The sequence below is a fragment of the Pantoea dispersa genome, assembly GCF_019890955.1.
GTDB classification, from domain to species: Bacteria; Pseudomonadota; Gammaproteobacteria; order Enterobacterales; family Enterobacteriaceae; genus Pantoea; species Pantoea dispersa.
Window position 1 is genome coordinate 449,819 of the sequence record NZ_CP082346.1, and the last position, 24,344, is coordinate 474,162.

25 protein-coding genes and 1 other RNA gene are annotated in these 24,344 nt (G+C 58.5%); 8 read left to right on the forward strand and 18 right to left on the reverse strand.

Annotation, left to right across the window (positions count from 1 at the left end):
• Positions 1 to 8 precede the first annotated feature (8 nt).
• From dolP to K7H94_RS02190, 4 genes are read right to left on the reverse strand one after another with little or no spacing between them, the layout of a single operon-like run.
• Positions 9 to 581: a division/outer membrane stress-associated lipid-binding lipoprotein gene (gene dolP, locus K7H94_RS02175; RefSeq protein ID WP_021509717.1), complete on the reverse strand. Its 573-nt coding sequence runs from the start codon at positions 579 to 581 to the stop codon at positions 9 to 11.
• Between the two features lie 14 nt (positions 582 to 595).
• A complete protein-coding gene (diaA, locus tag K7H94_RS02180; protein ID WP_021509716.1) occupies positions 596 to 1,183 on the reverse strand; it encodes a DnaA initiator-associating protein DiaA in 588 nt (195 codons plus the stop codon).
• A 14-nt stretch (positions 1,184 to 1,197) separates the two neighbouring features.
• Positions 1,198 to 1,593 carry a YraN family protein gene (locus K7H94_RS02185; RefSeq protein ID WP_021509715.1) on the reverse strand — a complete coding sequence of 132 codons (396 nt, stop codon included), beginning with the start codon at positions 1,591 to 1,593 and terminating at the stop codon, positions 1,198 to 1,200.
• Entirely contained in the window at positions 1,551 to 3,596 is a 2,046-nt protein-coding gene (locus tag K7H94_RS02190) for a penicillin-binding protein activator (protein ID WP_150059475.1), read from the reverse strand. Before K7H94_RS02190 ends, K7H94_RS02185 begins: the two co-directional genes overlap by 43 nt.
• Positions 3,597 to 3,658: 62 nt before the next feature.
• Between K7H94_RS02190 and rsmI the strand changes: the two genes are divergently transcribed.
• The 4 genes from rsmI (at position 3,659) to mdtI (ending at position 6,281) form a co-directional block, all read left to right on the forward strand.
• Complete coding sequence (gene rsmI / locus K7H94_RS02195) at positions 3,659 to 4,522, forward strand: 16S rRNA (cytidine(1402)-2'-O)-methyltransferase (protein ID WP_058759850.1); 864 nt, start codon at positions 3,659 to 3,661, stop codon at positions 4,520 to 4,522.
• A gap of 33 nt (positions 4,523 to 4,555) precedes the next feature.
• Positions 4,556 to 4,932: RNase P RNA component class A (gene rnpB, locus K7H94_RS02200), an RNA gene on the forward strand.
• Between the two features lie 682 nt (positions 4,933 to 5,614).
• The gene (mdtJ, locus tag K7H94_RS02205; RefSeq protein ID WP_058759849.1) at positions 5,615 to 5,965 is read left to right on the forward strand and encodes a multidrug/spermidine efflux SMR transporter subunit MdtJ; all 351 of its coding nucleotides are present in this window, start codon (positions 5,615 to 5,617) and stop codon (positions 5,963 to 5,965) included.
• Positions 5,952 to 6,281, forward strand: coding sequence for a multidrug/spermidine efflux SMR transporter subunit MdtI (gene mdtI / locus K7H94_RS02210; protein WP_021509711.1), 330 nt, complete (start codon positions 5,952 to 5,954; stop codon positions 6,279 to 6,281). The genes mdtJ and mdtI overlap by 14 nt, the downstream gene beginning before the upstream one ends.
• 70 nt (positions 6,282 to 6,351) lie before the next feature.
• Here the strand turns inward: mdtI and K7H94_RS02215 are convergent, their stop codons facing one another.
• The 9 genes from K7H94_RS02215 to exuR form a co-directional block, all read right to left on the reverse strand.
• On the reverse strand, positions 6,352 to 7,326 hold the full coding sequence (locus K7H94_RS02215; RefSeq protein WP_021509710.1) for a glutathione S-transferase family protein: 975 nt from the start codon (positions 7,324 to 7,326) through the stop codon (positions 6,352 to 6,354).
• Between the two features lie 81 nt (positions 7,327 to 7,407).
• Positions 7,408 to 7,818, reverse strand: a complete 411-nt coding sequence (locus K7H94_RS02220) for a DoxX family protein (protein WP_010618799.1) — start codon at positions 7,816 to 7,818, stop codon at positions 7,408 to 7,410.
• Positions 7,819 to 8,024: 206 nt separating this feature from the next.
• Positions 8,025 to 8,309: a YqjK-like family protein gene (locus tag K7H94_RS02225; protein WP_010618800.1), complete on the reverse strand. Its 285-nt coding sequence runs from the start codon at positions 8,307 to 8,309 to the stop codon at positions 8,025 to 8,027.
• Positions 8,306 to 8,701 carry a phage holin family protein gene (locus tag K7H94_RS02230; RefSeq protein WP_021312955.1) on the reverse strand — a complete coding sequence of 132 codons (396 nt, stop codon included), beginning with the start codon at positions 8,699 to 8,701 and terminating at the stop codon, positions 8,306 to 8,308. Before K7H94_RS02230 ends, K7H94_RS02225 begins: the two co-directional genes overlap by 4 nt.
• A gap of 1 nt (position 8,702) precedes the next feature.
• Entirely contained in the window at positions 8,703 to 9,008 is a 306-nt protein-coding gene (locus K7H94_RS02235) for an ElaB/YgaM/YqjD family protein (RefSeq protein WP_021509708.1), read from the reverse strand.
• Between the two features lie 34 nt (positions 9,009 to 9,042).
• Positions 9,043 to 9,417, reverse strand: a complete 375-nt coding sequence (locus K7H94_RS02240) for a DUF1090 domain-containing protein (RefSeq protein ID WP_136546454.1) — start codon at positions 9,415 to 9,417, stop codon at positions 9,043 to 9,045.
• Between the two features lie 173 nt (positions 9,418 to 9,590).
• The gene (mzrA, locus tag K7H94_RS02245) at positions 9,591 to 9,959 is read right to left on the reverse strand and encodes an EnvZ/OmpR regulon moderator MzrA (RefSeq protein ID WP_031280145.1); all 369 of its coding nucleotides are present in this window, start codon (positions 9,957 to 9,959) and stop codon (positions 9,591 to 9,593) included.
• Positions 9,959 to 10,633 carry a DedA family protein gene (locus K7H94_RS02250; protein ID WP_021509705.1) on the reverse strand — a complete coding sequence of 225 codons (675 nt, stop codon included), beginning with the start codon at positions 10,631 to 10,633 and terminating at the stop codon, positions 9,959 to 9,961. The genes mzrA and K7H94_RS02250 overlap by 1 nt, the downstream gene beginning before the upstream one ends.
• Positions 10,634 to 10,968: 335 nt before the next feature.
• Positions 10,969 to 11,721, reverse strand: coding sequence for a transcriptional regulator ExuR (gene exuR, locus K7H94_RS02255; protein WP_058759846.1), 753 nt, complete (start codon positions 11,719 to 11,721; stop codon positions 10,969 to 10,971).
• A 298-nt stretch (positions 11,722 to 12,019) separates the two neighbouring features.
• Here exuR and K7H94_RS02260 point away from each other — a divergent pair, with 298 nt between their 5' ends.
• Together K7H94_RS02260 and K7H94_RS02265 are read left to right on the forward strand one after the other, a co-directional pair.
• Positions 12,020 to 13,468: a tagaturonate reductase gene (locus tag K7H94_RS02260; RefSeq protein WP_222951567.1), complete on the forward strand. Its 1,449-nt coding sequence runs from the start codon at positions 12,020 to 12,022 to the stop codon at positions 13,466 to 13,468.
• Between the two features lie 4 nt (positions 13,469 to 13,472).
• The gene (locus K7H94_RS02265; RefSeq protein WP_211725565.1) at positions 13,473 to 14,963 is read left to right on the forward strand and encodes a UxaA family hydrolase; all 1,491 of its coding nucleotides are present in this window, start codon (positions 13,473 to 13,475) and stop codon (positions 14,961 to 14,963) included.
• Between the two features lie 46 nt (positions 14,964 to 15,009).
• Here the strand turns inward: K7H94_RS02265 and sstT are convergent, their stop codons facing one another.
• The 3 genes from sstT to K7H94_RS02280 form a co-directional block, all read right to left on the reverse strand.
• Positions 15,010 to 16,245: a serine/threonine transporter SstT gene (gene sstT, locus K7H94_RS02270; RefSeq protein ID WP_031280144.1), complete on the reverse strand. Its 1,236-nt coding sequence runs from the start codon at positions 16,243 to 16,245 to the stop codon at positions 15,010 to 15,012.
• 228 nt (positions 16,246 to 16,473) lie between these two features.
• On the reverse strand, positions 16,474 to 17,445 hold the full coding sequence (locus tag K7H94_RS02275) for a TerC family protein (protein WP_058781138.1): 972 nt from the start codon (positions 17,443 to 17,445) through the stop codon (positions 16,474 to 16,476).
• A gap of 254 nt (positions 17,446 to 17,699) precedes the next feature.
• Positions 17,700 to 18,686 (reverse strand): Gfo/Idh/MocA family protein, encoded by a 987-nt coding sequence (locus K7H94_RS02280; protein ID WP_058776398.1) that lies wholly within the window; start codon positions 18,684 to 18,686, stop codon positions 17,700 to 17,702.
• A gap of 137 nt (positions 18,687 to 18,823) precedes the next feature.
• Here K7H94_RS02280 and K7H94_RS02285 point away from each other — a divergent pair, with 137 nt between their 5' ends.
• Entirely contained in the window at positions 18,824 to 20,512 is a 1,689-nt protein-coding gene (locus K7H94_RS02285) for a chloride channel protein (protein ID WP_215481603.1), read from the forward strand.
• Here the strand turns inward: K7H94_RS02285 and K7H94_RS02290 are convergent.
• Positions 20,509 to 21,009, reverse strand: coding sequence for a M48 family metallopeptidase (locus K7H94_RS02290; protein WP_222951568.1), 501 nt, complete (start codon positions 21,007 to 21,009; stop codon positions 20,509 to 20,511). The two genes, K7H94_RS02285 and K7H94_RS02290, sit on opposite strands and share 4 nt — an antisense overlap.
• An 81-nt stretch (positions 21,010 to 21,090) precedes the next feature.
• Between K7H94_RS02290 and rlmG the strand changes: the two genes are divergently transcribed.
• Positions 21,091 to 22,209 carry a 23S rRNA (guanine(1835)-N(2))-methyltransferase RlmG gene (gene rlmG / locus K7H94_RS02295; RefSeq protein WP_222951569.1) on the forward strand — a complete coding sequence of 373 codons (1,119 nt, stop codon included), beginning with the start codon at positions 21,091 to 21,093 and terminating at the stop codon, positions 22,207 to 22,209.
• On the opposite strand, the gene K7H94_RS02300 is transcribed toward rlmG, so the two are convergent.
• Complete coding sequence (locus tag K7H94_RS02300) at positions 22,210 to 24,216, reverse strand: NADPH-dependent 2,4-dienoyl-CoA reductase (RefSeq protein ID WP_222951570.1); 2,007 nt, start codon at positions 24,214 to 24,216, stop codon at positions 22,210 to 22,212. It lies immediately after the preceding gene.
• Between the last annotated feature and the right edge of the window lie 128 nt (positions 24,217 to 24,344).

Genomic DNA, 24,344 nt, shown 5'->3' on the forward strand with positions numbered 1-24,344 from the left:
CTGTGGCATTATTTCAGAATGGTAAAGGCGGTGGTGACGTGCTTCACACCGCTGACACGGCTGGCGATATCCGCTGCTGCCTTCGCTTCTTCCTGCGTTACCAGACCCAGCAGGAACACTTCCCCGTTCTCAGTGGTGACTTTAACGTTGGACGATTTCACCTGATCGCTGCCCAGCAGCTGCGAGCGGATTTTGGTGGTGATCCACGTATCCGACGAAGACGTGCCGAGGCTCACTTTCTGCCCGGTGCGAATCTCGTTATACACCTCTGTCGCGCCATCAACGCCCATGGCGATCTGTTTCGCCCGGCTGGCGAGATCGGCTGACGGTGCCTGACCGGTCAGCAGTACTTTGCCCTGATACGCGGTCACGACCACGCGCGCCTGATTTTTGATCTGCTCATCTTTTGCCAGCGCGTTAGTGACGCGCAGCTCCAGCGTGCCGTCATCAACCTGCGTGCCCACGGTACGCGGGTCGGTGGCGGTTTTGGTGGCGACCGCAGCGCCGCCGGCGACAACCGCCACGCAGCCCTGCAGCAGCATGGCGGTTAACAGAATGGCGATAGCGTTCAATGCTTTCATTTGAGCTCCTTCAGTCATTCCTGGTGTGGGAACAAGGTGTTATCAATCAAATCGCACAGGCAGTTCAGCGTCAGCATATGCATCTCCTGAATGCGTGCGCTGCGATGTGACGGAATGCGAATTTCCACATCGTGCGGACCGAGCAGGCCCGCCAGCTCACCGCCGTCATGGCCGGTCAGCGCGACGATAGTCATATCGCGGGTAACCGCAGCTTCCACCGCTTTAACAATATCGCGGGTGTTGCCACGGGTGGAGATGGCCAGCAGAACGTCGCCGGCCTGTCCAAGCGCACGAACCTGCTTGGCATAAATTTCGTCGTGCAGACGGTCGTTACCGATTGCCGTCAGCATCACATTGTCCGCACTCAGCGCCAGCGCCGGCAGGCTGGGACGCTCAGTCTCAAAACGGTTAATCATGCTGGCGGCAAAATGCTGGGCGTTAGCCGCCGAAGCGCCGTTACCGCAGCTGAGGATTTTGTTGCCGTTAAGCAATGACTGCACCAGCGTCATCGCGGCGCGGGAAATCGCATCTGGCAGCGCTTCGGCTGCGGCGATTTGCGTCTGAATACTTTCGGTAAAACACGCTTTAATTCTGTCCTGCACAAGACCACCTGGTTCTATCCATCCGCACGAAAGGCATCGGCCAGCCACACCAGTTCGCGCCCGGTGATGGCGATGATGTCAAAACGGCAATTCACCGTATCAAAACTGCCGCCGCGTGCCAGCAACCACAGCGCAGCGGTACGCAGCAGCTTTTGTTGTTTCTGGCGCGTCACGCTGGCAGCCGCGCCGCCAAAACGTGCATCGCGCCGATAGCGCACTTCAACAAACACCCAGCAATCCGCGTCGCGCATAATCAGGTCGATTTCCCCGCTGCGGCAGCGCACATTGCTGGCTTCCCACTGCAGTCCGGCGCGCTCAAGGTAGCGACGCGCCTGCTGCTCCTGCTCAGCGCCGAGGCGCTGGCGGTTTACTGCACCGGAACGATTTGTCCCTGACGATACTGGTTCCATGCCAACTTCCTGTTGATCACGCAATCCGTGTCGGCGCTCAGCTTGCCGGTGTTGCCATCAATGGCGAAGCCCGGTACCTGACGCATCTGGTTAAACTGGTTCGCCAGCGTCCAGGCATCAATGCCCATCGCGTAGAGGCGTACCAGCGAATAGTCGTTGTTAAAACTGCGCGCCGCCTGCTGCATCAGGCCTGGATTGGCACCGGACAGCAGCGGAATATCGCTGAACTGCAGGCCATCCATCTCCAGCCGGAAGTCCGGACCGGCACCGGCCTGCGCACTGCGCGAGCTGGCATACAGGGCGATGTTATTGCGGCTGCTGGTGCGCATGGCAATCATCGGCTTAATCAGCTGCAGTTCGTCCTGAGTGGCAATAATGTAAACCGCATCAACGCTGCCGCTGCTGCTGGCGCTCTCAGGTGCCGGAGCGCTGGTCTGCGGTGCCGGAATCGTCAGACCGGCGACCGCCACGCCCTGCGGCTGGTCCGGCTGTACCGTCAATGGCGTGCCGCTCAGTGCAATACCTGCGCCGCTGTTGATGCCCTGTTTCAGCTCGCCCACACCGCCGAAACGCTGTTGCAGCACGGTTGCGCCGCCCAGCTTCTGCCACTCCTGCGCAAACGCTTTGCCCACGCGGTCGCCATAGCTGCTGCGCGGCATCAGCAGCAACGGCTGGCGTTTGCCCTGATCCCAGATATGGTGCGCGGCATCACGCGCTTCGTCTTCAGGAGAAAGCGCAAAATAGCAAATATTCGGATGGTTCTGGATCTGCTCTGGCTCGTTGAGCGCCAGCACGTTCAGCGGTGTCTGGCTGTTGGCGACCTGTTCCACGTTATTTTTCAGCAGCGGACCAACCACCAGGGTGGCACCATCCTGCTGCGCCTGCTGCATCACCTGAGCAATCGGCTGGCTGCTGGTGTCATACACTTTCACCTGGGCGCTGCTGGCAGGCTGCGCGACAGCTGGCTGTGCGGCGGGCTGCTGCGGCTGTACGCTGTCTGACGGCGTGATGGCCGCGGTCGCCGGACTGACTACCGCGTTGGCATCGCCATTGGCAGGCGTTGCCGTGCTGGCGGGCTGCTGCGTGGAGGCGCTGGCATCGCTGCTGGCCGGTGCGGCAGGTGCCGCCGGCGCAGTCAGCACACCGTTTTTCGCATCGTTAAAGCCTTTCTGGATGGCACTGGCGAACACCTGCGCCTGACCATTAAGCGGCAGCAGCAGCGCGATTGTGCTGGTCGAGGCTTTAGTGAAGTTCTGCACCTGGCTGAGCTGGGTCGGCAGGGTTTTCGCGCCGGGGTTTTGCGGATAGCGCGTCTGCCAGTCGCTAATGGCGGCTTTCAGCATCTGGGCATCCTGGCTGTTGGCGTGCCAGGTATTCAGCAGGTCGAGCCAGCCCTGCAGCGTATTTTCGTCGGCGTTGATCACCACGCTGTTGAGCTGATCCTGGGTAAGCTGGGTCAGCGCCTGCCAGGTGGCGTCAATATTGTTCTGGTGATCGGCGCCTTTCAGCAGCGGTTCCTGAGCAATATAGGCGCGCAGCAGCGCGAGCGACGGACGATTTTGCGCAGCGGCAATCTGCAGCGCGTAGTAGCGCACCTGCTGATCCTGCGACAGGTCAGCGGCTTTTATCTGTCCCAGCAGCTGCTGAGCACCGTTGAAATCCTGCCGGGCAATTTGCAGCTGGGCGCGCAGCAGCAGCAGTTCCTGCTGTTGTACATCAGAGAGCTGCTGTGGCAGCTGACCGAGCTGATTTTGCGCCTGCGGATACTTTCCTTCCTTCAGCAGGGCACGGATGGCAAGTAATTGCCAGTCGGTCTTGCTATCATCGCTGCTTTGCTGCACCTGCTGCAGATAATAGTCAGAGCGGCCCGTGGCAGGACCCTGCACGTTTACGCTTGAGGTTTGCTGCGGTCCCTGGCCGCTACAGGCGGCCAGAATCAGGCCCGCGAGCAAAACAGGGACCAGGCGTCCTGCTTTATGACGTACGACTTTCGAAGGAAGCATACTGTATCCAGTGATGTTTTTTTCAAGATGCTCAATATTAAATCGGCAATTCGGATGAAACAATGAAACAACTCGATCGGGCAGAGATTTCTGCCAGCACGCTCTATATTGTTCCTACCCCGATCGGTAACCTGGGTGATATCACGCAGCGTGCGCTGACGGTGCTTGCGAGCGTCGATCTGGTCGCTGCGGAAGATACACGTCATACCGGGCTGTTGCTACAACATTTCGCCATCAATGCGCGACTGTTCGCACTTCACGACCATAACGAACAGCAGAAGGCCGACGTGCTGTTAGCGAAGCTGCAGGAGGGCCAGAGCATTGCGCTGGTCTCCGATGCGGGCACGCCATTAATCAACGATCCGGGCTACCATCTGGTGCGTCGTTGCCGCGAAGCCGGGGTGCGTGTGGTGCCGTTGCCCGGTGCCTGCGCGGCGATCACAGCATTGAGCGCGGCGGGATTACCGTCCGATCGTTTCTGTTACGAAGGGTTTCTGCCGGCCAAAAGTAAAGGACGTTGCGATGCGCTGCGTGCACTGAGTGACGAGCCGCGCACGCTGATTTTCTACGAATCGACCCATCGCGTGCTGGATACGCTACAGGATATGGTCAGCGTATGGGGCGCGGCGCGCTACGTGGTGCTGGCACGAGAGCTGACCAAAACCTGGGAGTCATTGTACGGTGCGCCGGTGGGGGAATTGCTGGCGTGGGTGCAGGCGGATGAGAATCGTCGCAAGGGCGAGATGGTGCTGATTGTCGAAGGCCATAAAGCGGATGAAGAGACGCTGCCGGCAGAGGCGCTGCGCACGCTGGCGCTGCTGCAGGCTGAGCTGCCGCTGAAAAAGGCGGCGGCGCTGACGGCGGAAATTCATGGGGTTAAGAAAAACGCCCTGTACAAGTACGCGCTGGAGCAGCAAGAGGCGTGACAAACGCCGGCGGATCGCCTATTATCCCGCGCCGAAGCTGACCAGACAGTCGCCGCTTTGTCGTCGTCCCTTTCGGGGGAGACGGGCAGAGGGGAGGAAAGTCCGGGCTCCATAGGGCAGGGTGCCAGGTAACGCCTGGGGGGCGCAAGCCTACGACCAGTGCAACAGAGAGCAAACCGCCGATGGCCCAGTAATGGGATCAGGTAAGGGTGAAAGGGTGCGGTAAGAGCGCACCGCGCGGCTGGCAACAGTCCGTGGCACGGTAAACTCCACCCGGAGCAAGGCCAAATAGGGGTTCACATGGTACGGCCCGTACTGAACCCGGGTAGGCTGCTTGAGCCAGTGAGCGATTGCTGGCCTAGATGAATGACTGTCCACGACAGAACCCGGCTTATCGGTCAGTTTCGACTTTTTTAATGAGCGCCCGCAGGTGAGAATCTGCGGGCGTTTTGTTTTTGGTGAGGGTGCGTGCAGATGAATGACTGTCCACTCCTTTTTCTATGAAAAGAACGCGGCTTATCGGTCAGTTTCGACTTTATATAAAGACGCCCGCAGGTGAAAATCTGCGGGCGTTTTGTTTTTGGGGGTGTGGTGCGTGCTGTCCCTCATCCTAACCTTCTCCCGCAGGCGGGAGAAGGGACCGATTGTGCGTGTGGCGAGTTGAGTGCTCGCCCTGCAAGACCGCAGCAAACTATTCCCTCTCCCCGTGGGAGAGGGTTAGGGTGAGGGCAGAAAACCGCACGAAGCCAGAAAACCGCACAAAACCCCATTTCCCTGCGTAAAGAAACGCAAATCCGCAAAAATATTCTTTTCCCTGTGCCAGAATAGGCGCGTGTTCAACTACTGAGGACAATTTTTCATCCACACCGGGAAAAGCAACAACGTGGATAAGTTGTAAAATTATGGATAACCATTTCGTTACACTCTACGTATTAACCTCTTCACCCACCTGCGTTTTCTCCTGCTCACTGAGCGATCGGCACTGGCGCTTCGCGCTGTAGTTTTTTCTCTCCTTCTTAGCTTTTTGTCTTTTTCAGCTATCACGCTGCTGTTTGCGCGTGGATGGCGTTTATTTCTCACAGGAGAGAAATCATGCTGTACTGGATTTTATTAGCGTTAGCGATTGCTGCCGAAATTACGGGCACCGTGTCAATGAAATGGGCCAGCGTCAATGGCGGTAGCGCCGGCTATATTTTTATGCTGTTGATGATCGCCCTGTCATACATTTTCCTCACCTTTGCCGTTAAACGTATTGCCCTTGGCGTGGCTTATGCCATGTGGGAAGGCGTCGGTATTCTGTTTATCACCCTGTTTAGCGTGATGCTGTTTGACGAAGCGCTGTCAGTAATGAAGGCGGCGGGTTTGATCACGCTGATCGCGGGTATCGCGCTGATCAAAGCAGGGACATTCAGCCGTAAGGAGCTGCGTCATGACCACGCTTAACGTCGTGCATCTGGCCTGGCTGGCGCTGGCCATCGTGCTGGAAATTGTGGCGAACATCGCGCTGAAATACGCCAACGGCTTCCGTCGTCCGCTATATGGCGTGGTATCGCTGGTGGCTGTCCTGGCGGCATTCAGTGCCCTGTCGCAGGCAGTGAAGGGGATCGATCTCTCGGTGGCCTACGCCTTGTGGGGCGGTTTCGGTCTGGTGGCTACCGTAGCGGCAGGCTGGATCCTGTTCGGACAACGCCTGAACACCCGCGGCTGGCTGGGCGTGGCACTGCTGCTGGCCGGGATGGTGTTGATTAAATTTGCCTGAGGCAGCGCGATACTGCCTGCCTTCCTTTCCCAATGGCGGGAGAGAAGGGCAGGCATGCGTAAGCCAGCCGTTAACCGCGGCCGTGCGGCTCATCCCAGTCAAAAGCCGGTCCCAGCGAAATAACGCCGTTCGGATTGATGGTCTTGTGGCTGCAGTAGTAGTGATGGCGGATGTGCGGCAGGTTCACCGTATCGGCAATGCCCGGCATCTGATAAATATCGCGCAGGAAGCCGTTCAGGTTACGGTAATCGCTGATGCGGTGACGATCGCACTTAAAGTGGGTCACGTAGACCGGGTCAAAGCGCACCAGCGTGGTCCACAGGCGCAGATCGGCTTCGGTGAGGCGATCGCCGGTCAGATAGCGATGCTGACCCAGAATCTGCTCCAGCCGTGCCAGCGAATGGAACAGCGCGGTTACGGCTTCATCATAGGCCGACTGTGACGTGGCAAATCCGCTTTTGTAGACGCCGTTATTGACGGTGTCATAAATCCAGCCGTTGAGTTCGTCGATCTTGTCACGCAGTTCGGGCGGGTAGTAATCGCCGGCGCGAGCGCCCTGCGCGTCGAAGGCGCTGTTAAACATACGGATGATATCGGCGGATTCATTACTGACAATCGTGTGCTGCTTTTTATCCCACAACACCGGCACGGTCACGCGCCCGCTGTACTGCGGATCGGCATGCAGATAGAGCTGATAGAGGAATTCGTTCTGATACAGCGAATCGCCGGTCGCGGCGGGGAAGTCATCGTCAAAGGTCCAGCCGTTCTCCAGCATCAGCGGGTGCACCACTGACACCGAAATCATCTCTTCTAACCCCTTCAGCTGACGCATCAGCAGGGTGCGATGCGCCCACGGGCAGGCCAGCGAAACGTATAAATGGTAACGATCGCGCTCGGCGGCAAAGCCGGCTTTCCCGGTTGGCCCGGCGCTGCCGTCTGCCGTGATCCAGTTACGCCAGACTGCTTCTGTGCGTTTGAAGCGGCCACCGGTTGACTTCGTATCGTACCAGGTGTCATGCCAGACACCGTCAATCAGTTGTCCCATAAGCCCTCCATAAAAAAAAACGGGCGAGGAAAATCCCCGCCCCTGCTATTCAGTATATGTGCTGTTGCACGGCTTGTGTGCTTAGCGTGCGGTTGCTGGCATAAAGCGCTGACGAATCAGACGGTCAATGCTGTAGGCGCCCGGACCTACCAGACCCAGCACCAGGAAACCACCGGCGATGGACAGGTTTTTCATGAACATCAGCTGGTTAACGCCTTCCGCAAAGTTACTGTGGAACAGGAACGCGGTCAGCAGCGTGAAGCCGGCGGTGAACAGCGCGGTGAAGCGCGTCAGGAAACCGAACAGAATCGCCAGGCCGCCGCCCAGTTCCAGCAGAATCACCAGCGGCAGCAGGAAGCCGGGCACGCCCATCGCCTGCATGTACTGTGCGGTGCCTGCATAGGCGGTGATTTTGCCCCAGCCGGCAGTAATAAACAGGATGGTCATTAATACGCGTGCCAGCAGCAGGCCTGAGTCTTCGAATTTTTTCATCATTTACTCCAACAAGGTTTTTGGCGCAGGTTGTTGGCCTGCCGGGTTATTTTCCCGCTAAACCGCGTTAAACAGTTCGTCGGGCTGATGGAGGGAGATGATAGTCGCGCGCAGCAATAGTTGTAAGCGAGATAAACTGTCGATGTTATTCAGGAATTCTGAAAGAGGAAAACCGAACCTTTTCGATCCGGTTTAAGGTGGGGAAGTTAGCGTGGCGGCATCGCCGATTTGATCATGCGCCAGGTGCTCCACAGACCGAGTCCGCGTTTGGCCCAGCGCATGATGCGGTTGGGGCTGCGGATCGACCAGATGGCGAGCGCGCTGCTGCCAATCGCCAGATAGCGGCGCAGGCTGAGAAACGTCAGCCAGCCGCGATCGTACTGCGCGGTGCTTTCCAGCCAGTCGCGGCGGGCAGCGCTGAGATCCAGCCGCTGCTGCTGTACCTGATTAAGCAATTCATGAATGCGTGCTTCACGTTCACGCTGACTCATGAGCGATGCTCCTCGAGTAAGGTGCGATCGGTGTCCAGCTCTTTGCGCGTATGGCGCAACAGCGTGGACTGCCGGGATTTACGCAACGTCCATAAACCAAAAATCAGCGCCAGCGCGAATAGCACGCCGGTGGTGATGGCAATCGCCATCAGCCGGTACTGCGCATCTACCGCCCAGATAATCAGCACCATCAGGCTCATCAATCCGAAAGCGGTAAACAGCATGGTCAGGCCTATCATGATCAACATCTGGATCAGATTGGCTTTTTCCTCTTCCAGCTCGGCAACGGCCAGCCGCACGCGTGTCTCGACCATGCCAACCAGCGTTGTCACCACGCGCTGACCTACATTGAAGACCCCTTTGCCTGGGCCGTGGCTCTGATTCTCGCTCATATCAACGACGTGAAATCAGGATGCCGATCAGCACGCCGACTGCTGCGCCGATACCCACGCCGTGCCACGGATTTTCACGCACGTAGACGTCCGCTTTCTCCGCCGCTTCACGCGTGGTCTGCGCGATGCGTTCGCCGGATTCGCCCAGCCGCTCGCGTGAACTCTCAATGGCACCGCGTGCTTTATGACGCAGTTTATCCAGCTCGCTTTTCGACTTATCAGCCGAGCTGCTCAGCACTTCTTCCAGGGTGTCGGCAAGGTTTTTCAGTTCCGCACGCAGATGTTCAGATGTGGTGTCTTTAGCCATGGTGTTCTCCATTACATCATTTATTTAAGTCCGATTAATAAGGCTCGGCCTGCAGCTTTTTCAGCTCCTGGCGTGCCTCTTCCAGCTTCCGTTCGCGCTTACCAATCTTCTCCTGGTCTTTGCCTTCCTGGCGATCCTGCTGCAGTTCGCGCTCGCGCTCAGCTACTTTATGCTGCTGGGCTTCAATGCGTTCAGCGTGGGCGGATTTCAGTTTCTCGTCAGTGCAGTTAGCGCGGACTTCAGTCAGCGCGCGTTCCAGTCCGGTGACCCGGCGCTGGTTGTCGTGCTGTTTCGCCATCTCAATTTCGCGCTGAATATCCTGCTGTTTTTGCTGACACAGCGATTCCGCTGCCAGCAGTGAACCCGAGAGAGAGAAAAGAATCGCACCCAGCAGTAGTTGTTGTTTCATCAGGTTTTTACCTTCCATTGTTGACGACCTGTCGCAAACCGGACAGGAGGGGCATCCCAGCTTGTCGTCTGCTCGCGCTTACTTAAGAATAGACAGCAGACGAAAAAATTCAAAAAACACGCGGGGATAGCGAGGATTGAGGTGCCGCCGGGCAGTGAACCCGACGGCGGGGATCAGCTATAGGTGGGGCGATTAGCGTCCACCACCTGCTGTGACGCCTGCGGACCCGCCGCCACGACAAAGCCCTGTGGCAGCAGGCGGCGCAGTACTTTCTGCGCGGCCAGGCTCTGCTCTTCATTCTCAAAATGAATAACCAGCGCATCGCCTGCCGAGGTAATACTTTTAATCCGCACGCCCTGCGCCGAAAGCTGCTGATAGAGATAAAAGCCGTCCGGCAGATTGGTGCCGCTGTGTGCCACGCGGATCTTCACCACCGTTTCATGCTGCATCAGTTTCGGCACAATGCCGATAGCCAGCAGCGCCAGCACACCAGCGCACAGCCAGGGGAGTAAACGCCTGGGGAAATTACGCAACCCTGTCATTACTGTGACTTCCCGTTCTGACCCGCCTGACGTTTACGCCACAGCACTACCAGTGAACCCACCAGACCGATGACCAGCAGCACCAGCGGCAGCAGCATCAGGCAGAACATCAGCTCATCTTCATAGCGGCGGAAAATGGGGGTTTTCCCCAGCGCAAAGCCGAGCACGGTAAGAATCAGCACCCACAGGAAGCCGCTCATCCAGTTAAAGAACTGGAAGCGGGCATTGCTCAGGCCAGAGAGGCCGGCAATGGTCGGCAGCAGGGTACGGACAAACGCGATAAAGCGGCCAATCAGCAGCGCAGACAAGCCGTGGCGGTGGAACAGACTGTGGGCGCGCTGATGATACTGCGCGGGCAGATGGGAGAGCCATTTCTGCACCGTCGGCGTATTGCCAAGCCAGCGGCCCTGAATGTAACTGACCCAGCAGCCGAGGCTGGCACCGGTGGTCAGCACCAGCAGGGTCAGCGGGAAGCTCATGGTGCCTTTCGCGATCAGCACGCCGACCAGAATCAGCAGACTATCACCAGGCAGAAACGCGGCGGGCAGCAGGCCATTTTCGAGAAACAGAATCATGAACAACACGCCATAAATCGCCCACACCAGCGTGGGGTCGGAGAGCATTTCGTAATCCTGCTGCCACAGGGCATGCAGCAATGCTTGCAAAATATCCATCAATCATTCCTGAACATCATTGTTAAACGTGCCCGTGAGGGGCTTAGGCGCAGGCGGGTTAAGTTATACATTTTAGGTATGCCACCTGAGCAGGATTTCCGGATCCATCCAGAATTGATTGTTAAATCAGCGACTTTTTATAGCCCTGTCGCAAAGGGTAAGAAAAGGGCGATAACTGTAACAAAAATCGCGGGATTCAGACAGTGTAAAGTCGCGGCCGCACAGGAGTTTTACCTTTTGACGCAGATGGTCAAAAGGAGCTTTACACGAGCTGACACTATTGCAGATTAACTGACTTTTTAGCCTGAAAATGCAGCGTTTCTGCCATCGTGGCTTCAGGGCAGGATCACCGGATTTTCTGCGAACATGTAGCGGTCGACGTTGAATTCAAAGTCATCGGCGGTGGCGTCGAACAGCATCTGTTTAGTATTTTCCAGATGCTGCCACATCGCCAGTTTGCTGGCGGCGGGATCTTTGCGCATCAGCGCTTTTAAGATCTGATCGTGATCGTCGCACCAGCTGGTGATATGGCGTGCGTCAATGTGCTCGTGCAGCTTGAGCCAGTAAGGATTATGCAGCCGGTGCCGCCACATTTTCTCTACGATAGCAGCCAGCGCGCTGTTTTGGGTGGCCTGGGCAATGCGCACGTGAAACTCCATATCCCATGTCGAATCGCGCGCATGATCTTCCTGCCGGGCTTTTTCCTGAATTGCCAGTAGCGCCACGATGTCCTGTGGACGGATCTGCGTGGCGGCAAATTCGGCGACATTGCTCTCAATCAGCTGGCGCGCCTGCAACAGTTCAAAGGGGCCATAGCTGGCAAACTCCAGCTGATCGGCGGCGCTGTCGCGCGGTTGTGGCTGGTCGCTGATCACATGAATGCCCGACCCTTTGCGCACCTCGACGTAGCCTTCCACCTCCAGCATGATGATCGCTTCCCGCACCACGGTGCGGCTCACCTGGTGCGCCTCCGCAATCATCCGCTCTGCCGGTAACTTTGCCCCCACGGCATAACTGCCCGCTTCGATGCGCTGCTTGAGTTCGCTGGCGAGTTGCTGGTAGAGGCGGCGGGATTCGTTCAGGTCCATGATTTTTCGGTTCTGTGAAAGACGGTAAGTTGTTATACCACTTACCCTGCGATGTCGCAAAGCGCTGAAGCTGTTATACCATCTGGCAAGTTAAAAACCTGCGCGCCTGCTCAGGCTTGATGTTTAATTGATATAATATACATATGCTTAAGTAGATGTAAATCAGTTGTACGCCGGCTTTCGCCGTAGGGCAATGATGGATAATGTGACGCAGTTGGCAAACAAATCTCCCTGTCGCTGAAATTGGTATGATAACTTTTGCGCATTAGCTGACCGATTTCATCTTCAAGGAAGCGACATGTTGCGACTCAACCGCCGCGATTTCCCCGGCGCACGCTATAGCGAACGCGTGATCCAGTTCGGCGAAGGCAACTTTTTGCGTGCCTTTATCGACTGGCAGCTCGACTGGCTCAATGAACATCAGGGCACCGATGCCGGCGTGGTGGTGGTGCGACCGCGCAACCGGATGCAGACGGAGACGCTCAATCAGCAGGATGGCCTCTACACCACGCTGCTGCGCGGCCTGAATGAAGCGGGGCAACCGCTCAGTGAAACCCGGCTGATCCGCAGCCTTAATCGTGAAATCCAGCCTTATCAGCAGTTCGATGAATTCCTGGCTCTGGCACGCGCGCCGCAGATGCGTTTTGTGTTCTCCAACACCACCGAGGCCGGCATCGCGTATGCCGAACAGGATCGGCTGGAGGATCAACCCGCGTCGTCGTTTCCCGGCAAACTGACGCAGCTGCTGTGGGCGCGTTATCAGCACTTTGCCGGTGCCGCCGATAAAGGCTGGCTGATCGTGCCGTGTGAGCTGATCGACCATAACGGCGATACGCTGCGCGCGTTAGTGCTGCGTTACTGCCAGCAGTGGCGGCTGCCAGCGGCCTTTATGCAGTGGGTGACGCAGCACTGCGCCTTTTACAACACGCTGGTGGATCGCATTGTCAGCGGCTATCCGCCGGATGGCGCACAGATTGCAGCCCAACTGGGCTATGACGACCGCTATCTGGTGGCCGGGGAGCGCTATTACCAGCTGGTGCTTCAGGGACCGGATGCGCTGATGCATGAGCTGCAGTTGACGGCGCTGGCGCCTGCCGTCAGGCGGGTGGATGACATCACGCCGTACAAAGCGCAGAAGGTGGCGATCCTTAACGGGGCGCACACTGAGCTGGTGCCGGTGGCGTTGCAGGCCGGGCTGGCGAGCGTGGGTGAGGCCATGAACGATGCGCAGCTGGCCGCTTTTGTCGATGCGCTGCTGCGCGAAGAGGTGATTCCGACGCTGGATTTGCCGCGCGCCGAGCTGCACGCCTTTGCCGATGCGGTGCAGCGCCGCTTTCGCAATCCGTTTATTCACCATGCGCTGCTGGCGATTGCGCTCAACGGCATGACCAAATTCCGCACGCGCCTGCTGCCGGCGCTGTTGCAGGCGCAGCAGCAGGGTGGCGACTGGCCGCCGCGCCTCATCTTTGCCTTTGCCGCGCTGCTGGCGTTTTATCGCGGCCAGCAGGATGACCGGCAGTGGCCGCTGCAGGATGACGCGCACTGGCTGCAGCGTTTTGCCCGGCTGTGGCCGGCGGTCCTCACCGATCAACTCACCCCGCAGCAGCTGGTGAGCGACGTACTGAGCGACGCGCAGCACTGGGGCGAAGATTTAACCCAGCGGCCCGGTCTGGTTACGGCGGTCAGCCAGCAGCTGCACAACATTCTCGTCCACGGCATGCGGACGGCCCTTAGCCAACTGAGATAACGCGATGCAACAGGCAATCAAAATACATTCACGCGACAACGTCGCCGTCGCGCTGCAGGATCTGGCGGCCGGCACCCAGCTTATCGTCGCAGAACAGCGGATTACGCTGCAGCAGGATATCGGGCGCGGCCACAAGTTTGCGCTGCAACCGCTCAACAGTGGCGAGCAGGTGATTAAATATGGGTTGCCGATTGCCCATGCCACTCAGCCGATCGCCGTCGGCGAGCTGATTCACTCCAGCAACGCGCGCACCAATCTGAGCGATGTCGACGAGTACGTATACCAGCCGGAACACCTCACGCTGCCACCGCAGGCGGCGGATCGTGAGGTACAGATCTATCGTCGCGCCACGGGTGAGGTTGGCATTCGTAACGAGCTGTGGATTTTGCCGACCGTCGGCTGCGTGAACGGCATCGCCCGGCAGATTGTGTCACGCTTCCTCCGGGAGAGTGACGACGCGGCCGGCATCGACGGCGTGCACCTGTTCAGCCATCCCTTCGGCTGTTCACAGCTGGGGCAGGATCACGAGAATACCCGCACCATGCTGCAAAATATGGTGCGTCATCCCAATGCCGGCGCGGTGCTGGTAATTGGACTCGGCTGCGAAAACAATCAGGTCGATATCTTTCGCGACACGCTGGGCGGCTTTGACAGCGAACGTGTGCAGTTTATGGAGTGTCAGCAGCAGGATGATGAAGTGGAAGCCGGCCTGCAGCGGTTGCATGCGCTGTACAACGTGATGCGTCACGACCGCCGCCAGCCGGGCAAACTGAGCGAGCTGAAGTTTGGTCTCGAATGCGGTGGCTCGGACGGCTTTTCCGGCATCACCGCCAATCCGCTACTCGGCTGTTTCTCTGACCAGATGATCGCCAACGGCGGCACGACGGTGCTGACCGAAGTGCCGGAGATGTTTGGTGCCGAGCGCATCCTGATGAGCCGCTGCCGTGATGCGGCGATTTTCGACAAAACGGTGGCGATGATTAACGACTTCAAGCGCTACTTTATCGATCATCAGCAGCCGATTTATGAAAATCCATCGCCGGGCAACAAGGCGGGCGGCATCACCACGCTGGAGGAGAAGTCGCTGGGCTGTACGCAAAAAGCCGGGCAGAGTCAGGTGGTGGATGTGCTGAAATACGGTGAGCGGCTGCGCACGCCGGGGCTCAATTTGCTCAGCGCGCCCGGTAACGATGCGGTCGCCACCAGCGCGCTGGCCGGAGCCGGCTGCCATATGGTGCTGTTTACCACCGGGCGCGGCACGCCGTACGGCGGCTTCGTGCCCACCGTGAAAATCGCCACCAACACGCCGCTGGCGGAGAAAAAGCCGCACTGGATTGATTTCAATGCCGGACGACTGCTGGAGGGTACCAGCATGGAGACGCTGCTGGCGGAGTTTGTTGAGACTATTGTGGCGATTGCGAACGGCCAGCCGGCGCGCAATGAAGCTAATGATTTCCGCGAGCTGGCAATCTTTAAGAGTGGCGTGACGCTTTAAAGCGGCAGCGGTTAAAGCGCGGCACCGGTGGGTGCCGCGGCACGGGTTAACCGGCGGTACGCGGCTGACGTTCCGCTTCTGCCTGACATACGGCGGCGGTAAACAGAATGTCGGTCGAGGAGTTGAGTGCGGTTTCGGCGGAATCCTGCAGTACGCCGATGATAAAACCGACCGCAACCACCTGCATCGCCAGATCGTTAGGAATGCCAAACATGTTGCAGGCAACCGGAATCAGCAGCAGTGAACCGCCCGCCACGCCGGACGCGCCACAGGCACACAGCGAGGCGACAAGGCTCAGCAGAATAGCGGTGGGCACGTCCACGGCAATACCCAGCGTGTGCACCGCAGCCAGCGTCAGTACGGTAATGGTGATTGACGCGCCCGCCATGCTGATGGTCGCGCCCAGCGGAATCGATACCGAATAGGTGTCTTCATCCAGATTCAGGCGTTTGGCCAGCGCCATGTTGACCGGAATATTCGCGGCCGAGCTGCGGGTAAAGAATGCCGTTACGCCGCTTTCGCGCAGGCAGGTAAACACCAGCGGATAAGGATTGCGGCGGATTTTCTGAAACACCAGCATCGGGTTGACCACCAGCGCCATAATCAGCATGCAGCCAATCAGCAACGTCAGCAGGTGGGCATATTGCCACAGCGCGCCGAAGCCGGTTGAGGCCAGAATCGATGCCACCAAACCAAAAATGCCCAGCGGCGCGCAGCGAATCACACAGCGCACCACCCAGGTCGCGGCATTCGACGCGTCATTCAGGAAGGCTTTGCTGCTCGGGCTGGCATGACGAAACGCCAGGCCAAGACCAATCGCCCACACCAGAATGCCAATGTAGTTGGCGTTCATCAGCGCTTCAATCGGATTAGCGACCATGCTCATCAGCAGGCCGTGCAGTACTTCGGTGATGCCGGACGGCGGGGTAATTTCGGTCGCGCCGACGTCCATCGACAGCGTCTGCGGGAACAGATGGCTGAAAATCACCGCGACCACCGCCGCGAAGAAGGTACTGAGCAGGTACAGCATGATGATCGGGCGAATATTGGTTTTTTGCCCCTGCTGATGGTTGGCAATGGAAGAGATCACCAGCACCAGTACCAGCAGCGGTGCCACGGCTTTCAGCGCGCGCACGAACAGTTCACCCAGCAGGCCCACGGCCAGCGCGGCATCGCGTGAAAGCCACGCCAGCGCCACGCCGGCAATCAGGCCGATCATGATTTGTTTTACCAGGCTTCCTGAGAACAGCGCACCCAGCGGTCGAAGAAGATTATTTAGCATATTACGGTCTTTTTATCGCGGTATGAGTGTTGTGCGCGGTTGCTCCGCGCCAAACGGTTTGCCCGGCGGAGTATAAGGAAAAGAGCCGACGAGAAAAGAGATAATTCTGCCGGTGCGCGCCAGATCGGTTTTTTGATCTGCTGATGACAGGAAGTGTGACAGAGATATGAAACGCGAAGGTTGGCGCTGGCGAAACAAAGCAGGGGCGATTAGCGCCCCTGCAGAAGATTATCGTGAGATGCCTTTCTGGTCGTTTCTGTGGTTTACCCAGGCGTTAATTAGCAGCGTACCGCCGAGAATTACGCCGACCACCGTCAGCGAGATCGCCACCGGAATGTGATAGAACTCGACGATCAGCATCTTGATACCGATAAACACCAGCACGATCGCCAGACCGTACTTCAGCATCGAGAAGCGCTCTGCCACGTTGGCCAGCAGGAAGTACATAGCGCGCAGGCCAAGGATGGCGAACAGGTTAGAGGTCAGCACGATGAACGGGTCGGTAGTGACGGCAAAAATAGCCGGAATACTGTCGACAGCGAAAATAACATCGCTCAGCTCCACCATAATCAGCACCAGCAGCAGCGGTGTGGCAAACAGCACGCCGTTTTTGCGGGTGAAGAAATTTTCGCCATGCAGTTCATCGGTCATGCGCAGATGCTTACGCAGCCAGCGCACCACCGGCTTATCGCCGACGGCAGCGTCATCGCCCTCTTTAGCGAAGGCCATTTTGATGCCGGTAAACAGCAGAAAAGCGCCGAAGATGTAGAGGATCCAGCTGAACTGTGTGACCAGCCAGCTGCCGGCAAAGATCATGATGGTACGCAGCACAATCGCGCCCAGCACGCCGTAAATCAGCACGCGGCGCTGAAGATTAGACGGAATGGCGAAGTAGCTGAACAGCATCAGCCAGACGAAGACGTTATCGACCGCCAGCGCTTTTTCCAGTACGTAACCCGTCAGGAAAGCCAGGGTTTGCGCGGTTGCGACTTCGCGCCCGGCGCTGCCGTCGAGATACCACCAGAACGCGGCGGCAAACAGCAGAGAAACGGAGATCCACACCAGCGACCAGACGGCAGCCTGTTTGAATGACATGGTTTGTGCGCCGCGTCGTCCCTGTAAGAAGAGATCGATCGCCAGCATGATGAGCACGACGACAGCGAAGCTGCCCCAGAGTAACGGTGTGCCTACAGAGTGCATAGTCGTATCCTGTCCTGAAAATGAAAAACGGCTGAGTCAGAAGACGTCAGCCGCTTTATAGAGCTGCAAGCAAACCTCGCCTTCCGGCAAGGTCTCACTTACAACACAGAATCAATTCCGGGTTGCCTGACGACCGGATGCGCTACGCATCGTAATGACGATCGGTCAGCTTACAAGTTACTCCCCTTTGCTGCCGCCAACATACGTGCAAGCGCGAGCAGATTCAATGGGTGAGCTGTAATATTTTGCAATATTTACACTTCTTTCCGATCCGCCGGAAACACCACGCCGGTCTGGCGACGAATCTCTGTCAGCAACCGGGCGGTAATGCGTGACACCTCCAGCGCAGGGTGCTCAACCTGGCGCGTTTCCACCAGCCGGGCAAAGGTCTCTGCTTCATACAGCATAGTATTGATGTGCTGTGGCTGCGTCAGGTTCTGGCTCTCGCCACCGCGCGGAATCAGGCGCAGCTGCTGGCACTCGGAAATTTTCTCTATCACCAGCGAGCCGGCTTCGCCCTGGATTTCGCTGGGAATCAGGGAATCACTGACTTTTGAGTGCAGCAGCGTGACGTCGAAATCGCCGTAGTCCAGCACTACCACGCCGTGCGCATCGACGCCACTTGCCAGCAGCGAGGCCTCAGCTTTCACCTGCTGCGGCGCACCCCACAGGGTAACGGCAGCCGCGAGGCAGTAGTAGCCAATATCCATGATCGAACCGTTGGACCAGCGCGGGTTAAAGGTATTCGGGTTCTCACCGTCGAGATAGCGCTGATAGCGTGACGAGTACTGACAGTAGTTGAACAGCGCTTTGCGCAGCGTGCCCAGCTGCGGCAGCGCCTGTTGCAGGCGCAGGAACGTCGGCAGACTGGCGGTTTTGAACGCCTCAAACAGCACCACCTGATGCTGACGCGCACAGGCAATCATCGCCTCAGCTTCACGCAGGTTAGAGGCCAGCGGTTTTTCGCAGATGACGTGTTTGCCGTGCGACATGAACAGCAGCGCCTGCTCACAGTGCAGCGCATTGGGGCTGGCGATATACACCGCGTCGATTTCCGCACTTGCCGCCAGCGCCTCCAGTGAGGTAAAGGTCAGCGGACAGGGATAATCCGCGACAAAGGCGTCGGCCTGCTGCTGGCTGCGTGAATAGACGGCGCTCAGTTTCATTTTGCCGCTCTCGTGCGCGGCGTCGATAAACTGGCGGGTGATCCAGTTGGTTCCCACAATGGCAAAACGTATCACGGCTGGTTCTCCTGCACTCTGAAAGCGGCAGAGTAGCATGTTCCCTGGCGGCGCAGGCAGGCGAAATTTGATCCTGCGATCCGCATTCCAATATGATGATGCCAAACCCTTTTTTAACCGACATGCGGGGACGCCGGGTGAGCGGAAGCAAACACGCACTGAACTGGACCACACTGCTGATCGCCATTCCGGTGGGCCTGGTGGCCTCACTGGTCACGCTGGCGTTTCGCGGCATCATCGATCTCATCAATCATTTGCTGTTTCACAGCGACAGCGAAATCACGGTCGCGATGCACGTCTGGCCGTGGATCTTCTGGCCGCTGCTGGTGGGGGCGGGCGGGCTGCTGGCCGGCTGGTTCCTGCGCTACGCGGTGGCGATTGAGCAGCAGGAGACGGTGAAAACCGATTACCTTGAAGTGATTAACGCGCGGCTGGATGCGGTGCCCACCAAAACCTCGCTGTTTCGCGCGCTGTCGTCGATTGCCAGTATCGGCAGCGGGGCGTCGATTGGTAAAGAGGGGCCCATGGTGCAGCTGTCGGCGCTGAGCGGCAGCCTGCTGGGGCGCTGGCTGCCAGCGTCCCTCAATATGCGCAACAGTGACATCGTCGCGATGGCGGCCGCCGCCGGTCTGTCGTCGGTGTATCACGCCCCGCTGGCGTCGGCGATTTTTGTCGCGGAAATTGCGTTTGGTATCTCTGCGCTACAGCGGCTGATTCCGCTGATTATCGCCTCGGCTGTGGCGGTAATGACCATGTGGTCACTGGGCTTTCGCAGCGCGCTCTATCCGCTCTCCGACACGCTGTTTCAAATGGATCTCACCAGCCTGCTGATGACGGTAATCATTGGGTTTGCTGCGGGCGTGGCAGGCTGGCTATTGATCAAGCTGATTGCGCGCAGCAAAGCGTTGTTCAGCCACGTGCGCTCGCTGCCGCTCAGGCTGGGCGCAGGCGGCTTTGCGGTTGGCTTACTGGCGCTGATCTCCACCGATATTCTTGGTAACGGCTATGAAGTGATCGTGAAAATCATTGAAGGCAACTATCTGCTGGCGGGTTTGCTCGGCCTGCTGGTGCTGAAAATGCTGGCGACCACGCTCTCGGTCGGCTCCAACGCGGTAGGCGGCCTGTTCACGCCCTCATTATTGATTGGTGCGCTGCTCGGCGTGGCGCTGGCGCAGACTGGCGTGCTGCTGCATCTGCCGGTGGGCAATACGCTGCTGTATGCGGCGGTAGGCATGGCGGCGGTGCTGGCGGCGGTCAGTCAGGCGCCGCTGATGGCGATGCTGATGGTGCTGGAGATGACGCTCAACAGCAGCCTGCTGTTCCCACTGATGATCGCCTCGGTGCTGGCGTCAATGCTGGTCTACCGGCTGCAGTCCGCCAGCACCTATCCGGTGGTAAGCCATCACCTTAATCGTTCAGAAGCGAAATATGATTTTGATAATATGCGGGTTGATCAGCTGATCATCCCCGGCGCGGCGCTGCAGCCGGCGGAATCGGTCGGGCAGGCGCTGGCGGTGAGTTCGCTCAAGCGCGAGCGCTACGTCTACGTCATTAATCAGGCCGGTCAGTTTCTTGGTGTGGTATCAATTCATGACATTTCGCGCAAAGTGCTGGCACAGGAGATCACGCTGGATTCGCCGGTCAGCAGCGTGATGGATGATAATTTCCCCTGCATTTACCAGCACCAGAGCATGCGTGAAGGCTGGGAGGCGTTTGCGCGCGTGACGCTGGAGCGTTTACCGGTGCTGAATAATGCGCAGGAGCGTCGCTTCCTCGGCGCATTGACCAAAACCAGTCTGATTCAGAAAGCGCAGGAGTTTCTTTAGGCCGCGTTGCCGCGCAGCGCCTGTTCGGTCATCCACAGGCGCGCGTCGAACTCCAGCTGGTGGTAGTCCGGCTCCATGTGGCAGCACAGCTGATAAAAGGCTTTGCTGTGATCTTTCTCTTTCAGGTGCGCCAGTTCGTGCACCACGATCATGCGCAGAAAGGGTTCCGGCGCGAGACGGAAAAAGGTCGAGATGCGAATCTCAGCCTTGGCTTTCAGGTTACCGCCCTGTACGCGGGAAATGGCGGTATGCAGGCCAAGTGCATGCTTCATCACTTTGATTTTATTATCCCAGATGACCTTGCTGACCGGCGGCGCGCTGCGCATATAGCGGTTTTTCAGCGCCTGCGTGTAGTCATAAAGCGCGCGGTCGCTGACGACGTCGTGTGTATCGGGATAGCGCTGCTGCAAAAAGGCGGCTAATCGCTGATTATCAATCAGCACTTGCACCTGTTCGAGGATTTTTTCAGGGTAACCCTGCAGATAGATTAATGACATTGGGATTCCCGACGAAAGACAGTATACTGCGCCCCCTTTTCAGGGCGAAAATCGCGCAAAGTGTACCACGCCGGAGATTCCATGAGCCAACTTGAACTGACCGATCGCACGCTGACGCTTCAGCGCCTCCCGCCGATGCGCGAAGAGAGCCCGCTACAGGCGTGGGACGCCGCAGATGAATATTTGCTGCAGCAGGCGCTGCCGGCAGGCCCGGTGCTGGTATTCAATGACAGCTTTGGCGCGCTGACCTGCGGGCTGAACAATCGGGAAATCTGGCACGTCAGCGACTCGTGGCTCAGCCAGCAGGCCGCCCGGCAGAATCTGCGTCTCAACGGTCTGGATGAAGCATCGGTACACTTTCTTGATAGCCTGGCACCGTTGCCGGCTGCCCCGGCGGCGGTACTGATTAAGCTGCCCAAAGCGCTGGCGCTGCTTGAGCACCAGCTGCGCGCGCTGCGGACGGTCGTCACGCCGGATACCCTGATTCTGGCGGCCGGTAAAGCCAAAGATATCCATAATTCCACGCTGCAGCTGTTTGAACGCATTCTCGGTGAGAGCAAAACCTCACTGGCGTGGAAAAAAGCGCGTCTGATTTACAGCCATTTCAGCGCCCCGGCGCTGGCGGACGTGCCGGCGACCACCGTGTGGCCGCTCGACGAGACGCCGTATCACATCCACAACCACGCCAATGTGTTCGCCCGTGCCGCGCTGGATATTGGCGCGCGCTTCTTTCTGCAACACCTGCCGCACAATATTGAAGGCGAAATCGTCGATCTCGGCTGCGGAAACGGCGTGATCGGCCTGCAGGCGCTGGAACAGAATCCGCAGGCCGAGGTGCTGTTCGTCGATGAATCTTACATGGCGGTGGCTTCCAGCCAGCTTAACGTTGAGCTGAACCGGCCACAGGATCTGGCACGCTGCCAGTTTCGGGTTAACAACGTGCTGAGCGGTTTTCCGTCGGACCGATTGCATGCGGTGCTGTGCAATCCGCCGTTCCATCAGCAGCACGCGGTGACCGACCACCTGGCATGGCAGATGCTACGTGACGCCAAACGCTGCCTGCAGTATGGCGGCGAGCTGCGCATCGTCGGCAACCGCCACCTTGGCTATCATCAGAAAATGAAGAAGCTGTTTGGCAACTGCGAGCTGGTGGCCTCTAACGCCAAATTTGTGGTGCTGCGTTCGGTCAAGCTGCGTTAATCACAGGCTGAGCGCCAGCTCAGTGGCCTGAGCAATGGCGCGCCGTGCATCCAGCTCCTGCGCGACGTCGGCGCCGCCGATCAGCCGCACGGCTTTGCCGCGTGCGGTCAGCGCCTGCGCCAGCGTACGCAGCGGTTCCTGACCGGCGCAAACCACGACGTTATCTACCGCCAGCGTCAGCGCTTCCCCCTGATGGCGCAGGTGCAGCCCGTCATCATCAATCTTCAGATATTCGACATCGCCCCACATCTGCACGCCGTGCGCCTGCAGGCTGGCGCGATGGATCCAGCCGGTGGTTTTCGCCAGCCCGGCGCCCGGCTTGCCGGATTTACGCTGCAGCAGCCAGATCTGGCGATCGGCAGGAGTCGGCTGTGGACGCACTAAACCGCCGCGCGCCTGCAGGCTGCGATCGATGCCCCAGCTTTGGTAGAAGTCTTCCTCGCGATCGGCGTGCTGCAGCAGAAACTCCGCGGTGTCGAAACCAATACCGCCGGCACCGATAATCGCCACGCGCTGGCCAACCGGTTTTTTGTCGCGTATCACCTCGAGATAGCTCACTACGCTGGGGTGATCGATGCCCGGAATCGCCAGCTGGCGCGGTGTGATGCCGGTCGCGATGATAACTTCATCCGCCTGTTCCAGTTCGTCGGCGCTGACGCGATGATTCAGGCACAGCTCAACGCCTGCGGCTGCCAGCTGATGGCGGAAATAGCGCAGCGTTTCGCTGAACTCCGCCTTGCCGGGGATCTGGCGGGCAATATTGAACTGGCCGCCTATCTGCGCATCGGCTTCGTACAGGGTGACGCGATGGCCGCGCTGCGCCGCCTGCAGCGCGAACGCCATACCGGCCGGACCGGCACCCACCACCGCCAGCCGTTTTGGCTGCGCGGCGGCGATGACCGGCATCAGCGTTTCATGACAGGCGCGCGGATTGACCAGGCAGGAAGTGACCTTACCGGCAAAGATTTGATCGAGACAGGCCTGATTACAGGCGATGCAGGTATTGATGGCGTCGGGCTGGCCCGCCTGCGCTTTGCTGACAAACGCGGCATCGGCAAGAAATGGCCGCGCCATCGACACCATGTCGGCAATACCGTCGCGCACAATCTCTTCCGCCACCTGAGGATGATTAATACGGTTGGTAGCGATAACCGGTACGCTGACGTGCTGGCGCAGATGCTGCGTGACCCAGGCGAAACCGGCACGCGGTACGCAGGTGGCAATGGTGGGAATGCGGGCTTCATGCCAGCCAATGCCGCTGTTGAACAGCGTCACGCCGCGCTGCTCCAGCGCCGTGGCAAGCTGCAGCGTCTCCTGCAGCGAGCTGCCGTTATTCACCAGGTCGAGCATCGACAGGCGAAAAATAATAATAAAGGCATCACCGACAGCGGCGCGCACCGCCTGCGTCACTTCCAGTGCAAAGCGCTGCCGCCGCGCCACATCACCGCCCCAGCCGTCGTCGCGCTGATTGGTATGGGCGACCAGAAACTGATTAATCAGGTAGCCTTCCGAACCCATGATTTCGACACCGTCGTAACCAGCCTGCTGCGCCAGCCGGGCGCAGCGCGCAAAATCCGCGATGGTTTGTTCAATCTGCGCTTCGCTCAGTGCCTGCGGTGTAAACGGGTTGATGGGCGCCTGTAGCGCCGAGGGCGCCACCAGATCGCGCTGATAACTGTAGCGCCCGGCGTGCAGGATCTGCAGCGCAATTTTGCCCCCCTGAGCATGTACCGCATCGGTTATCTGGCGGTGCCAGCCGCACTGCGTTTCGTCTGTCAGCATGGCGCCGCCCTGCGCCACCACGCCCTGCGCATTCGGCGCGATGCCGCCGGTCACAATCAGCGCAACGCCTTCCCGGGCGCGCTCGGCATAGAAGGCAGCGAGGCGCTGAGCGCCATCGGCATGCTCTTCCAGACCGGTGTGCATTGAGCCCATCAGGAAACGGTTTTTCAGTTGCGTAAAGCCCAGATCCAGCGGGGCAAACAGATGCGGATAACGCTCAGTCATGATCACTTACTCAGTGAGTGGTCGGATGAGTGAACTCTAGCGGGAAAAGTGCGGGCTGGAAATTTGCGGCGCTCAGCCTGTGAGAAACATCAAAAAAAAGCAGGGCGGCAAGTCGCAGACGAAAGTAT